Source organism: Sorangium sp. So ce367 (assembly GCF_051520455.1).
Lineage (GTDB): Bacteria > Myxococcota_A > Polyangia > Polyangiales > Polyangiaceae > Sorangium > Sorangium cellulosum_B.
On record NZ_CP150334.1, the window covers coordinates 11,701,058 to 11,714,485 of the forward strand.

General features: G+C 72.6%; 11 protein-coding genes. 7 read left to right on the forward strand and 4 right to left on the reverse strand.

Features of this window, described 5'->3' with window-relative positions:
• The first annotated feature begins 66 nt into the window (after positions 1-66).
• Entirely contained in the window at positions 67-2,055 is a 1,989-nt protein-coding gene (locus tag WME97_RS44295; RefSeq protein WP_437547027.1) for a hypothetical protein, read from the forward strand.
• A 46-nt stretch (positions 2,056-2,101) separates the two neighbouring features.
• On the opposite strand, the gene WME97_RS44300 is transcribed toward WME97_RS44295, so the two are convergent.
• Genes WME97_RS44300 through WME97_RS44310 form a run of 3 tightly spaced genes read right to left on the reverse strand, consistent with a single transcriptional unit; the run spans position 2,102 to position 6,469 of the window.
• Entirely contained in the window at positions 2,102-4,276 is a 2,175-nt protein-coding gene (locus tag WME97_RS44300; protein ID WP_437547029.1) for a transglutaminaseTgpA domain-containing protein, read from the reverse strand.
• The gene (locus WME97_RS44305) at positions 4,273-5,493 is read right to left on the reverse strand and encodes a DUF58 domain-containing protein (RefSeq protein WP_437547031.1); all 1,221 of its coding nucleotides are present in this window, start codon (positions 5,491-5,493) and stop codon (positions 4,273-4,275) included. The genes WME97_RS44300 and WME97_RS44305 overlap by 4 nt, the downstream gene beginning before the upstream one ends.
• 10 nt (positions 5,494-5,503) lie before the next feature.
• Positions 5,504-6,469 (reverse strand): AAA family ATPase, encoded by a 966-nt coding sequence (locus WME97_RS44310; protein WP_044967114.1) that lies wholly within the window; start codon positions 6,467-6,469, stop codon positions 5,504-5,506.
• 287 nt (positions 6,470-6,756) lie between these two features.
• On the opposite strand from WME97_RS44310, the gene WME97_RS44315 reads away from it, so the two are divergent.
• From WME97_RS44315 to WME97_RS44340, 6 genes are all read left to right on the forward strand, one after another.
• Positions 6,757-7,923 (forward strand): decaprenyl-phosphate phosphoribosyltransferase, encoded by a 1,167-nt coding sequence (locus tag WME97_RS44315; protein ID WP_437547033.1) that lies wholly within the window; start codon positions 6,757-6,759, stop codon positions 7,921-7,923.
• Positions 7,923-8,663, forward strand: coding sequence for a CPBP family glutamic-type intramembrane protease (locus WME97_RS44320; protein ID WP_437547035.1), 741 nt, complete (start codon positions 7,923-7,925; stop codon positions 8,661-8,663). Before WME97_RS44315 ends, WME97_RS44320 begins: the two co-directional genes overlap by 1 nt.
• A 103-nt stretch (positions 8,664-8,766) precedes the next feature.
• A complete protein-coding gene (locus WME97_RS44325; protein WP_437547037.1) occupies positions 8,767-9,429 on the forward strand; it encodes an NUDIX hydrolase in 663 nt (220 codons plus the stop codon).
• A complete protein-coding gene (locus WME97_RS44330; protein WP_437547039.1) occupies positions 9,429-10,376 on the forward strand; it encodes an NAD(+)/NADH kinase in 948 nt (315 codons plus the stop codon). The genes WME97_RS44325 and WME97_RS44330 overlap by 1 nt, the downstream gene beginning before the upstream one ends.
• 309 nt (positions 10,377-10,685) lie before the next feature.
• A complete protein-coding gene (locus tag WME97_RS44335) occupies positions 10,686-11,021 on the forward strand; it encodes an HU family DNA-binding protein (protein WP_012240887.1) in 336 nt (111 codons plus the stop codon).
• Between the two features lie 149 nt (positions 11,022-11,170).
• Positions 11,171-12,607, forward strand: coding sequence for an ABC1 kinase family protein (locus WME97_RS44340; protein WP_437547041.1), 1,437 nt, complete (start codon positions 11,171-11,173; stop codon positions 12,605-12,607).
• Positions 12,608-12,685: 78 nt separating this feature from the next.
• On the opposite strand, the gene WME97_RS44345 is transcribed toward WME97_RS44340, so the two are convergent.
• Positions 12,686-13,381: a hypothetical protein gene (locus tag WME97_RS44345; protein ID WP_437547043.1), complete on the reverse strand. Its 696-nt coding sequence runs from the start codon at positions 13,379-13,381 to the stop codon at positions 12,686-12,688.
• Between the last annotated feature and the right edge of the window lie 47 nt (positions 13,382-13,428).

The window sequence follows — 13,428 nt, forward strand, 5'->3', positions numbered from 1 at the left end:
ACCGCGCGCGGCGCCGGGGTGCGCCGGAACTTGGCCCGGCCGCGGCCGATCTGGCATGGCCGCTCGGTGGGCTCCGGAGAGAAACGCTGCTGGCTCGATCGGTCGCTCGCCTTGCTGTCGGCCGCGCTGCCCTTCGGGCTGTCGCTGGCCCGCGCCGCCTCTTCCGGGCAATGGCGGGAAGATCTCACGGCCGTCCGGGATCTGGGCCTCGTCGCGGTCGGCGTTGGCGGCGGCCTGTCGACGGCGCTCTCGCAGGCGCTGAGCCTGATCCCGCTGGGCTCCCGCACCTTCCGCACCGCCCTCGGATCGGCGCTCGCGCTCGCGCTCGCGTCGCGCCTGCTCTACGGGATGGTCCGCCGCCTCCTCCTGGAGTCCGCGCGGCCGGCGCCCCTCCCGGGGCTCTCGCTCTGGCGCAAGCTCCGCGGCGGCGCGGCCGAGCCGACCCCCGCCGGCGCGCGATCCACGCCGGACGCGCCGGACGCGCCGGACGCGCTCGGCGGCGCTGTGAGCCCGCGGCTCGCCTCGGTGCTCTCCGCGATCGCCGTCCTCACGGCGGCCCTGTCGCCGACCTGGCAGCGCGAGGCGACGGTCGGCGGCGGCGCCATGATCGCCACCTGCTGCGCGCTCGTGACGCTCGCGCTCGCGTCGACGTGCGCCGAGCAGGCGCGGCACGCCGGGCGCGCGTGGATCGCGCTCGGCGCGCTCCTCGGGGCCACGTTCGCCGAGAGCCCCCCCGCCGGCCTCGCCGCTTTCGCGGCGTCGTACGCGATGTTCCTCGCGCGCGGCGGCGCCCAGCGCGTGGGCGGGCGCCCCGACGAGGCCTCGGCCGGCGGCCCGCCCCGGCGCATGCTGGGCGCCGCCGCCGGCGCGGGGGCGCTCACGGCCGCGCTCCTGCTCGCGCCGCTCGTGCTCAGGCCGCTCGCGCCGCGCGCCTGGGCCGACATCGGCCGCGCGCTCACGGCCGGCAGCCTCGCCGCCCTCGACGTCGCGAGCGCCCGCACCACGGCGCTCGCCGCGTGGAGCCGCGAGATCGGCGTCGTCTCCCTGCTCGTCGCCGCGGCCGGGCTCTCGCTCTCGCTCCTGCGCCCGCGCGCGCGGTGGCTCGTCGCGCCCTTCCTCGTCCTGCTCGCGCTCGACACGCTCCTGCCCGCGCGGGCCGCCGGCGTGCTCTCCGCGGATCCGCTCACCCCCCTGCGCTCGCTCGCTGTCGCGGCGATCGCCGTCGGCTCGGCGCTCGGGGCGCACGCCGCGGTGCGGGCGCTGCTCCACACGCGCGTGCCGTTCTCGCGGAGCGGCGCGGCGCTGCTCGTCGTCTTCCAGCTGACGCTGGTCGCGCTGACGAGCGAGGAGGCAGGCTTCGCCGCCGATCGGAGCGAGCAGACGGCCGCCGAGGTCTGGACGGACGAGGCGTACGGCAGCCTCGATCCCGGGTCCGCGATCCTCGTGCGATCCCCGGCGATCACGTGGCGGGTGTGGGCGGCGCGGATCACGCGCGGCGAGCGGCCGGATGTCCTCGTGGTCCCGATCCCGCTGCTCGATCGCGGCCACGTCGCCGCGAGCCTGCTCGCCGACGAGCGCAAGCTCGCGCCGCTCCTGCGCGACTTCGCGCTCGCGGGCGAGCCCGGCGAGTTCGCCCTCTCCACGCTGGCCGACGTCCGGCCGCTCCACGTGGAGCTCGATCCGCGCTGGTCGAAGAAGCTGCTCGGCCACCTGAACGTCGCTGGCATCTGGCTCGAGTACGCCCCGCAGCCGCTCGGCGCCTCGGATCGCAAGCTGGCGACCGCGCAGTCGATCGTGCCGCTCCGGCGCGTGCTGGAGTCGCTCTCGATCGCCGCGGTGCCGGACACGTCGACCGCGGCCGTCCTCGCGTCCACGATGCGAAGCCAGTCGGACGTCGTGAGCCTCCTCGGCGAGCGCGTCGTGGCGCAGTCGTTCCTCGACCGGCTGGGCGAGCTCGCGCCCCAGGATCCGTTCATCTCCGGCGGCCCGAGCCGCCGCGCCGTCGCCGGCATCCGGCAGGCGTTCATCGCGAAGCGACCTTTGCGCCGCCGTTGATGCGGTCCGCGCGTCTTCCGCGCGTCTTCCCGGTTCCCGGCCGCGATCAGGACGACGCGGCCAGCGCGCTCTCGCCCGCGGCGCGCGCCCGCCGCTCCGCCCCGCGCAGCGCCTTGACCCGCCGCTCGAAGTCGCGGCTGTCGTCCTCCGAGAGCGTCGCCCCGCCGAAGCGGGCGCGCAGGTAGACCTGCGTGAGCGTCAGGATCTCGCGCGCCAGCGGGTGCTCCGCGAGCTCCAGCGCCTCGGCGTGGCGCAGCGGCGGCAGGCTGGGCGGGCGCGGCACGCCCTGGACGAGCATGGCGGCCTCCAGGCTCTCGTAGAGCGCCGTCGCCAGGATCGCGCTCGGGGTGCGCCCGGCGTCCGCGCGGCGCTCCTCGCGCCCGCGGCGCGTGCGGCGGAGGCGCCAGTAGAGCACGCCGCCGCCCAGCGCGAGCGCGACGGCGGCGACGGCGAGGATCCGCGGGCGCGACAGCGAGAGATCGCTGCTCGATCCGGACCTCCGGTAGCGCGACGTCAGCGTCTGGAGCAGGCCCACCTGCTGGTTCAGATCGTAGCCGACGACGTGCCTGTCCCAGCGCTGGCTCGTCGCCTCGATGAAATCGCGGAGGTACGCCCAGGCCCCGACCAGCTCGCTCTTCGGCGCCGCGTCGGCCGGCGGCGTCGGGTCGAACGTCATCCACCCCTCGCCGTCGAGGTACACCTCGACCCATGAGTGGGCGTCGCCCTGGCGCACCGCATAGAACCGGCCGAAGCGGTTGTAGGTGCCGCCGACGAAGCCGGTCACGTTGCGCGTCGGGACGTCCACCGCGCGCAGCAGGATGGCCATCGCGGTCGAGTAGAACTCGCAGTGCCCGCGCTTCGACTCGAACAGGAAATGATCGAGCGGCTGCGGGTCCGCGCCCGACGGCGACGCAAGGTCGTACCGGTACTCCGTGCGCAGGTGCTCCTGGATCGCCCGCGCCCGATCGGCCGGACGATCCACGCCTTGCGTCCACTGCTGCGCGAGATCGACGACGCGCGACGGCAGATCCCTCGGGAGCTCCAGGTAGCGCCTCCGCTCGGCGCCGGGGAGGCGCTGGAAGGTCGGCGCCCGCTTCCGCGACAGGAAGACGTCGTAGACCAGCCCGCGATCGTCCGTGGGCTGGTACCTGAGCTCCCCCTCCGGCCCGCGGTAGGCCATCGTGCTCGCGTCGATCCCGAGCTGCCCGCGGTGCTTGAGCCGGAGCCCCGTCGCGTTCGGCGGGAGGAAGATCACGGGCGGATCGATGGGCTCGAGATCGATGCGCATCACCGGGTCGAGCGCCGGGTCCGGGTACCGCTCGATCGGCACGAGCCCCCCGTCGCTCTCCGTGGGGCGCTTGAACGTCTCGCTCTGGGTCCAGGTGCGGCCGTCGTACGCGTCGAGCGCGGTGCCGCGCAGGTGCATGGTCAGGCGCGGGGGCGGCGGCTCCGGGAGCTCGGGGATCTCGACCCGCATCGCCAGCTTGGGGTCGCTGCGCAGCACGCCGACCGCGCCGAGGTCGACCTTGCCCGAGAAGCCGATCATCCGCCCGGTGTGGCCGCGGTTGAGCAGGAGCAGCGAGAGGCCGACGCGCGGGAAGATCACGAACAGCAGCGCGGTGAAGGCGAAGATCGGGACCGAGAGCAGGCAGGTGACGGCCAGGAACGAGCGCCCGACGACCCGCCTCGAGCGCAGGATGCGCGGCACGTCCACGGGCAGCCCCGTCCGGTCGCGCGCCCCTTGCCGGTAGTTGCCCTCGACCTCGCGCCGCAGGTGGCTGAGCACGAGCGCGCCTGGCGCGACGACGAGCACCCCCAGGAAGCACAGCCCGTAGCCGATGCCGCCGCCGAGGACGGTCCCGGCGATGAGGTGCAGCAGCGCGAGCACGATGACCTGCTGGTCGTGCGCCGCCCCTTTGCGCGTCGCGAGCCGGATGATCTGCAGCGCGGCGGCGAACTCCACGAGCACGTCGAGCACGCTCGCGTCGGTGGCGACGATGCGGACCACCTGGACGGCGATGACGGCCAGCAGGATGCCCGTGTCGAGGTGGCGGAGCGCCGGGTGCCGCTGCCACGACTCGCGCACGACGAGCGCGAGCCCGAGGCAGATGAGGATCGCCCAGCTCACGTAGCGGTTGAACTGCCCGCTCGCGACGAGGGCGATGACGCCGAGCGCCGCGAGCGCGTCGGTCATCACCCGGTGCACCATCCCGAACCTCACGACGCGCCCCTCGGCGCGCCGGCGCGGCGCTCACCGCTGCTCGGGCTCGGGCTCGATCCCTGGCGCAGCGGCGCGTGGGCGCCGCGCTCGGGCGCCCGGCCGTCGTCGACCGCATCGAGCAGCGCCAGGAAGCGGAGGATCGCGTCGGAGCCGATGTTGCGATCGCCGCGCACCCGCTCGCCCAGCGTCGTCGCGACGACCACGGCGTCGCCGCGCTTGATGTGGGCGACGGCGCGCGACGCCGCCTCGCGGATCCTGCGCTCGAAGGTCGGCGCGAACGCGTCGCCCTCCCCGGCGGGGCGCACCGTGTCGACGACGATCTGCACGTCCGGCCGCGTCTCGCGGGTGCGCTCGCGCAGCACCAGCTGATCGCGCATCGTGCTCTTCTTCCAGTAGATGTCGCGCGGATCGTCCCCCTCGCGCATCGGCCGGAGGCCGAAGGTCTCGTCGCCGCCCCCGCGCCCGCTGAGGCTCGCGCCGCCCTCGCGCCGGCCCGCGTCCTCGACGGGGAGCCGGACCGGATCGACCGCGGGGTAGATGATGAGGTCGCCCTCGGCCTCGACCTCCCTCGATTTCTCGAACAGCCCGAAGGGAAAGCGGGTCGCGATGCGGAACCCTGTGTGCCTGTCGCGGCCGCGCCTCGCCGGCGTCCGCCGGTACGCGGCCACCTGCGCGCTGGAGGGGCTGATCTTCAGGAAGAAGCAGCGCTTGTCGGCCGGCTGGCCGGCGCGCAGATCCTCGACCTCGATCGCGTACGACGGAACGCGCTTCTTGTGGTTGTAGACCTCGATCTCGACGAGGTGAGCCCGGCCCACCTGGGCGCGGGCCGGGAGCCGCCGGGTCACCGTGAGGTGCTGCAGCGACAGGTCGCTCATCACGCCGGAGACGACGATCAGCGACAGCAGCATCCCGAGCAGCAGGTAGAGGAGGTTGTTGCCCGTGTTGATCGCCGCGAAGCCGACGCCAAGCGTGATCCCGAGGTAGTACTTTCCTTCCCGGGTGAACTTGAGCTTCCGGGGCGGCCTCAGGAAGAGCAGGACCCTCGTCCAGAACGACGCCTTGTCCCCGCGCGGGGGCAGCAGCGGGCGCTGCTCGACGAGCGGCCTGTCGCGCCTCGGCTTGCTCGGCCGGACGGCGCTCCGCGTCGCTGCGCCGGCGCGCTCGGCGCCGCGGGAGCTGCCGCTGAGAGATCCCCGCTCCCTGTCCTCTGCGCCCATCGCCCACCCCTCAGAGGGGGACCGGCACCCGCGCCACGAGGTCGCGCACCGCCGCCTCGCACTCGTCGCGGGTCGGCATGTAGCCCTCCGCGTGGGCCGAGAGCCGGACCCGGTGCGCCAGCACGGCCACCGCAAGGTTGTGGATGTCGTCCGCGATACAGTACGAGCGTCCGTAGAGGACCGCGCGCCCCCGGGCCGCGCGCGCCAGGTTCATGCCGGCGCGCGGCGATGCGCCCAGGGAGAGGGTCGGGCTCGACCGCGTGGCCGTGAGCACCGCCTGCAGGTAGGTCGCGAGCGACGAGTCGAGCTCGACGCGATCGACCTCGCGCTGCAGGGCGACGAGCTGGGCCGGATCGATGATCTGCGGCACGTTCCGCGCCCGGTCGGGCTCGCCGCCCTGGAGGAGCAGCCGCATCTCGACCTGCGGCGGCGGGTACCCGATCCGGATCCGCACCATGAACCGGTCGAGCTGCGACTCCGGCAGCGGGAACGTGCCCGCGAAATCCTGCGGGTTCTGGGTCGCGAGCACGAAGAAGGGGTACGGCAGCGGCGTCGCCGTCCCCTCGATGGACACCTGCCCCTCGTTCATCGCCTCGAGCAGCGCGGACTGCGTCCGGGGGCTCGCCCGGTTGATCTCGTCGGCGAGCAGCACGTTCGCGAAGATCGGCCCCTGCCGGAAGACGAACTGCCCGAGCCGCTGGTCGAAGACGCTGACCCCGAGCACGTCGCTCGGCAGCAGATCGCTGGTGAACTGAACGCGACGGAGCTCGCCCCCCACGGCCTTGGCCAGCGCTCGGGCCAGCGTCGTCTTGCCGACGCCGGGGACGTCCTCGATGAGGACATGGCCCCGGGCGAGCAGCGCGATGAGCGCCAGCTCGACCGCCTCTGGCTTCCCTTCGAGGGCCTGCTCCACGGCAGAGCGAAGCTTCAGGAGAAGAGGCGAAGCTTCACGCGCGACCGAGAGCGCTGATGTCATCGGGGGCGATGGTAGCACGAGGTCACGGCGCGCCTGCGGGGATGCGCATTTTGCGTTCCACGAGCCGGGCTGGCGGGTGCGAACCCGGATTCGCGACCTCGCGGCGCGGCCGCCGCCCCGGGTGCGCTGCGCCACGTTCTTCCCGGTTCGTGGCCTGGAGGGGCATCGGCGCTGCCGCTGGCGCTCGGTTTCGTCGGTTTCGTCGGTCCCGGGCGCCGGCGCCCCCTGTGCTTTTAACTTGCCGCGGAATGGCCGGGTCCAGGGCGCCCGAGTATGCTCCGCGCGCCGTGACCGCCTCGGGGCCCCTTTTTCGCAACAGTGCCGCAGGCTTCCCTGATCAGGAGGCGCCCGGCGCCGAGGCTCGCCCGGAGGCGGGCGCGCCGGACGCGCCGGCGCCTGCCGAGCAGGGCGGCTCGCCCGCTCCGGTGAGCTCCGTCCCCGCCGGCAAGCCTCCGTCGTCGCCTCCGCGGAGCGCCGGCGCGCCGAGCTCCGGTCCGCCGGAGAGCGGGCCCCCCTCGGGCGGCTTGATAGCGCAGCCGCCCCTGTTGCCCGACTCGCCGAGGGGGACGCTGCTCTGGCGTGTGCGCGGGATGATCCGCGCGATGCGGCCCCACCAGTGGGTGAAGAACCTCTTCGTCCTCGCCCCGGTGGTGTTCGCCAAGCACCTGACCCACCCCTCGATCATCATGAGCGCGATCGGGGCCTTCGCGATCTTCTGCCTGCTCGCCGGCGCCGTCTACATCCTGAACGACATCGTCGACGTCGAGGCCGATCGGGTCCACCCGGTCAAGCGCTTCCGGCCGATCGCCTCGGGCCGCGTGCCCATCCCGGTCGCCAAGGCGATGGCGGTCGGCCTCGCGGTCATCGCGCTCGGCGCGAGCCTGCTCGGCCCGCCGCTCTTCGCGGTCGTCGCCGCCAGCTACTACGTCCTCAACGTCGCCTACTCGTTCCGGCTCAAGAAGATCGCCTACCTCGACGTCGGCTGCATCGCGATCTTCTTCGTGCTGCGCGTGCTCGCCGGCGGCTTCGCGACGAGGACGCCGCTCTCCGGCTTCATGATCGCCTGCACCGCGCTGCTCGCGCTCTTCCTCGGCTTCGGCAAGCGCCGCCACGAGCTCGCCTCGGTCAACGCCTCGAAGCAGCGCGCGGCGCTCGACGGCTACTCGCCTGCCGCCCTGACGGCGGCGCTCGCCGTGACGGGCCTCGCCACCTTCGCCACCTACCTGGCGTACACGCTCGACCACGACACGCAGCGGTTCTTCCAGAACCCGTACCTCTGGCTCACGGCGATCCACCCGCTCTTCGGCGGGATCCGGTTTCTCCAGCTCGTGGCCGGCAGCGCGAGGTCGGAGAGCCCCACCCAGGAGATCCTCCGGGACACGCCCTTCGTGCTGAACGTCGTCATGTGGTCGGCCGAGGTGCTGGTGATCGTGTACCGCCTGAGGCCGTCCTGATGCTCGGCGCCGGACCGGAGCTCGCCCGGCCGGGGGCGGCCCCTGCCGGCGACAAGCCCACCGCGAAGAGCGATGCGCTGACCGATCTCGCGCTGACGATGCCGATCTTCGTCCTCTATCACCTCGGCGTCGCCTTCCTCCCCATCCGCAACGCGGCGGATCCGGTCACCGCCGAGCTCCGCGCGCTGGCCAAGCACAGCCTCCCGCTCTACGCGGGCCTCACCGTCGCCGTCGGCGCCGCGTTCGTCCTCGTCCTTTCCATCCTCGGCCGCGGCCACGCCCTCCAGACGAGGCGCTTCGCGCTGCTCGCCGTCGAGGGCGCGCTCTACGCCATCCTGATGCGCTTCGCCGGCGCCTATGTGGTCGGCTCCCTCCGGCTCGGCCCGCCCGCCGCGTCGAACGACATCTTCACCGGGGTCGTGATGTCCCTCGGCGCGGGCTTCTACGAGGAGATCGCCTTCCGCGCCGGCCTCTACGGGCTGGGCGCGCTCGGGATCAAGTTCTTCTTCGGCAAGGGGGTCCAGGGGGTGGTGCTGATGGTCGGCTGGGCGGTCGTGGCCGCCGCCGTCTTCTCCGGCTGGCACTATGTCGGGTCGCTGGGCGATCCCTGGAACCTCCCCTCCTTCGTGTTCCGCATGGTGTGCGGGCTCGTTCTGACGGCGATCTACGTCTTCCGCGGCTTCGCGCCGGCCGTCTGGACCCACGCGCTCTACGACGTCTGGGTCCTCGTGCTCCGCTGAGCCCGAGGCCGCCCCGAGCGCGGGGGCGAGGCGCGCGCCGGGCGCGGGAACGAGGCACATCGCGATCCGCTGCCGTTTGGCGCTATGCTTCGCGCCTCGACGCATGCGGCTACCTCCCTTCCCGAAGCTCGCGCTCAAGCTGGTCCGGACGATCCCCTCGCTCGACGGCCCTGGTTTCCTCAACGTGCGACGCCAGGTGTTCCGCGTCGAGTTCCCGGACGGCTCGCTGAGCGACCCGTTCACCTACGACAGCGTCGATCGCGGGCGCCTCGACGCGGTGGTGATCGCCCCGCACTACCGCGGCGCGGACGGGCGCCGTCGCGTCTTCCTCCGCTCGGCGTTCCGGCCCCCGGCCGCGACCCGCCCGCCCGAGGCGTGGCCCATCCCGGAGGCGCCGACGCTCGGCGCGATCTGGGAGCTGCCCGCCGGGCTCGTCGAGCTCGACGAGCGGAGCCCGGAGGGCCTGAAGCGCTCCGCCGCGCGCGAGCTGCTCGAGGAGGTCGGCTTCGACGTGCCTCCGTCGGACCTCCACCCGCTCGGCCCGTCGACGTTCCCGGCGCCGGGCATGGTGGGCGAGCGGCACTTCTTCTTTCATGTCGAGGTCGACCCGGCTCGCCAGGGGACGCCGCTCGAGGACGGCTCCCCCCTCGAGCGGTTCGCGGCCATCGCGGCGGTCCCGCTCGACGAGGCGATCGAGCTCACCCGGCGCGGCGTGATCGAGGACGCGAAGACCGAGGTGGCGCTCCGGCGCCTCGCGGAGCTCTGATGGCGGAACGATCCCCCGCGCCCGCGCCGCGGCGTCCGCCCCGCGTCGCGCTCGTCGTGAAGCGCTCCGCCTGGAAGATCTACCGCGAGGAGCGGAAGGACCCGCGCATCACGCGGCTCATCGAGGCCGGCGACTCCGCGGTCGCGCGCCTCAAGGCGTCGCACGACGCGCACGAGCAGACCGTGCGCGAGGTCAAGGCGGCGCTCGACGACCTCGGGGTCCAGATCGATGTGGTCGCCAGCGCGGCGCAGTCCTTCGACGCGGGCGAGCTCGACCTCGTGATCACGGTCGGCGGCGACGGGACGCTCCTCAGCGCGTCCCACAACGTCGGCGACGTGCCGATCCTCGGCATCAACAGCGCGCCGGGCCACTCCGTCGGCTTCTTCTGCGGCGCGACGAGCCGCGACGCGGCGGACGCGATCGCGGGGGCGCTGAGCGGCTCGCTCCGCAGCACGGTGCTCACCCGCATGCAGGTCACGGTGAACGACAAGCTCGCCACGGGGCGCGTCCTGAACGACGCGCTCTTCTGCCACGTCTCCCCCGCGGCCACGTCGCGTTACGTGCTCCGGCTCGGCCGGGCCGAGGAGGAGCAGAAGTCGAGCGGCTTCTGGATCGGCCCTGCGGCCGGGTCCACGGCCGCGCAGCGCTCCGCGGGCGGGCGCGTCCTGCCGCTCACGTCGAAGCGGCTCCAGCTCGTCGTCCGCGAGCCCTACACCCCCCACGGCGACGAGTACCGCCTCCGTCACGCCCTGATCCAGCCGGGCGCCTCGCTCGTCGTGCGCAGCAAGACGCACGACGCGAAGCTCTTCTTCGACGGGCCGATCCACTCGGTCAGCGTCGGCTTCGGCGACGTCATCGAGTTCACGCAGGCGCCCCAGTCGCTGACGATCCTCGGCCTCTCCGCCAAGAGGAAGTGGGGCGCGGGCTCGGCGGTGAGCCGCCGCTAGGCCGCCCGGGCGACCGGGATCGCCTTCAACGGAAGGGGTTCGGGTGATCTCCTACGTCGAGCGCCCGGCATGCGGCCTCCCTCGCGGCGGGCGCGTGAGGCCTGAAGAAGGGCCGATCTGGGCTGCTTTCCCGCGGTTTTGACGGCCCGCGCCAGGGCCCCCCGGCCGCCCTCCCGGCGGAGCGGCGCGCCCCCCGGGGCATGAAACCCCTTCTTTTGTAGCTCCGATCGACGATTCGACACTGGATCTGCGGCGGCCGTTGTGGTTCCTTTGGCCCGCAAGAGGGCACAAACCTCAGGAGGAATGAACATGGCGGCCAAGAAGGCGGATGGGAAGAAGAGCACGTCGCTCAGCAAGAGCGCGCTGATCAACGCGGTGGTCGAGGCCAACGAGAACGAGATCTCGCGCAAGCAGGTCAAGGCGATCCTCGAGTCGCTGACCGACATCGCGTACAAGGAGCTCAAGAAGAACGGCATCTTCACGATGCCCGGCTTCGCGAAGTTCCGCGTCGTCAAGAAGCCCGCGACCAAGGCGCGCGAGGGGATCAACCCCTTCACGAAGCAGCCGATGACGTTCGCGGCCAAGCCGGCCAGCAAGTCGGTCCGCGCCCGCCCCATCAAGGCGATCAAGGACTCGCTCTCCTGAGCCTGCTCGGCTCGCCTGAGGGCTCCGCTGCGCGGCGGAGGTCCGCGGCGGCTCCCTCGCCGGGATTCACCGATCGCCGGAGGGCGAGGGCGAGCACCGCTGGCCCCGCGCGGCCCCTGCGGTAGCATGGTGCGGCTGCTTTGCCGCACATGACGCTCGCCGTCCGACTCTTCCGCGCGCTGCTCGCGTTCTCGGTCATCCTGACGAGCTACCTCATTCAGCTGGGGCTCGTGCGGGTGTTCGCGAGGCGCCTCGGGCGCGGCTCGCCCGCGGGTGAGCCGCCTCGCTGGCTCGTCGCGCGCCGCGACCGCGTCGATCAGAACAACGCCCGGCGCCTGCTGCGCGCCATGCTCCAGCTGCGGGGCGTCTTCATCAAGCTCGGCCAGGTGCTGTCCATCATGGGCGGCTTCTTGCCTCGTGCTTACGGCAAGGAGCTCGAGCAGCTCCAGGACCAGGTGCCGCCGCACCCGTTCAGCGATCTCGAGGCCGCGCTGCGCGCGAGCTTCGGCCGCTCCGCGGGCGAGCTGTTCGCGTCGATCGAGCGCGCGCCGCTCGCGGCCGCGTCGCTGGGGCAGGTCCACGTCGCGCGCCTCCGCGACGGCCGCAAGGTCGCGGTCAAGTTCCTCTACCCCGGCATCCGCGGGATCATCGCCGTCGACCTGCGCGTCCTGCGCCTCGCGATCCTCGTCTACAAGCGGTTCGTCCCGGTGGGGCACATCGAGCGGGTGCACGAGTCGCTGGTCGACTTGCTCCGCCGGGAGACCGACTACCTGCACGAGGCCGCGTGCATGGAGCGGATGGCGCAGAACTTCGAGGGGGACGCGGGCATCGCGTTCCCGGAGGTCATCCACGAGCTCACGACGCGCGACGTGCTCACGATGACCTTCATGGAAGGAATCAAGATCACCCGCCTCGACGCGCTCCGGAGCGCGGGCGTCGAGCCCTCGGACGTGGCGCTCCGGCTCGTGCAGGCCTTCTACAAGATGCTCTTCGCGGATCGCTTCTTCCACGCCGATCCGCACCCGGGGAACTTCCTTGTCGCCGCGCGGCCCGCGGAGGAGGGCGGCGGCTTTCGCCTCGTCGTCCTCGACTTCGGCGCGAGCTGCGAGGCCCGGGACGAGCTCATCGACGGGCTGCTCGACATCCTGAAGGGCATCTTCGCGCAGGACGACGCGGCGGTCGTGCGCGGCTTCCGGAGGATGGGCTTCGTCGCGCCCGGGGGCAACGACGCGCTCCTCGAGAGGACCGTGAAGACCTACTTCGCGAAGCTGCTCAAGATCCGGGATCGCACGCCGGCGGCGCTGATGCGCGCCCGCCCCGAGCAGCTGGAGCGGCTCGCGGACCCCGAGCTGGAGCGCGGTGAGCTCCAGGAGCTGATGCGGTCGTTCGAGTACCCGGAGGACTGGTTCTATGTCGAGCGCGCTTGCGTGCTCCTCTTCTGGCTGGCCGCCCAGATCGATCCCCACCTCGATACGATGGCGGCCGGCTTCCCGTACCTGATGCCGTTGATGGCGCAGCGCGAGGCCAAGGCCGGTTCCGGCTCCGGCGGGTCGGACCCGGCGCCGCGCAGCTCGCCTGCGGAGTGAGCCGAGGGCCATCACCACGCTCAACACGCGTTTCGCGCGCGTTTCGCAGGTGTTTCGTTTGCGCTCTTCGCCCGTGCGCTACCGTGTTGGGAGCGGGCCGAAGCGCGGGCCGGGGCGGGTGAGCCCGAGCTGCGCGAGGAAGGGCGCATAACTCGAGTCGCGATCTGCCATGATCTCCGCGAGCCTCATCTTGACTGCGGCGATCCCTGCCCCTTCAAGGCGTCGGTAATTGTCCTCGGCGGGGTCGACCGCAGGCTCGACGCCTGCCCCCGCGAGGACGGTCCCAGTATGGTTCAGCCCCTCTGGAATCGTTTGTACAAACGGATCTGGCGCGTGTCGGAGGAGACCGACGAGCCGGTGCGAGTTCGTCTCGTCCCCCGCCATCTCGGGGTGGAACGCGGCCAGCACCGGCGCGGGGCTGAGGCGCCGCCGCAGCTGTTCACCCAGGCGCGACGCGAAGCGCTCGAACTGGGGCGACGGAGCATGGATGCACGGGAAAACCAGGTGCACCACCGCGGAGTCGGCCTCCTCCATGACCGCCAGCGCCGTCTCCAGGACGGGCTCACGATCGAGCAGGACGTAAAAGCGTCCGAATCCGGTTGCGGCGTCGCGCATGAACGGGCAGAGCCGGTAGCGAGCGACAACCTCGTCGGCGTAACGCCCGTGGACTCGCCGCACCTCGGCCGCAAACCGAGGCGCCTCCGGGTGGTGGGCCAGCTCCCCCCGCACGACCGGCTCGCTCAAATGCATCACCTCATTTTCTCGGGGAAGCATTCTTCCCTCGGCCCGTGATAGCTTACGCCGCGCTGCGGCGGAAGGAG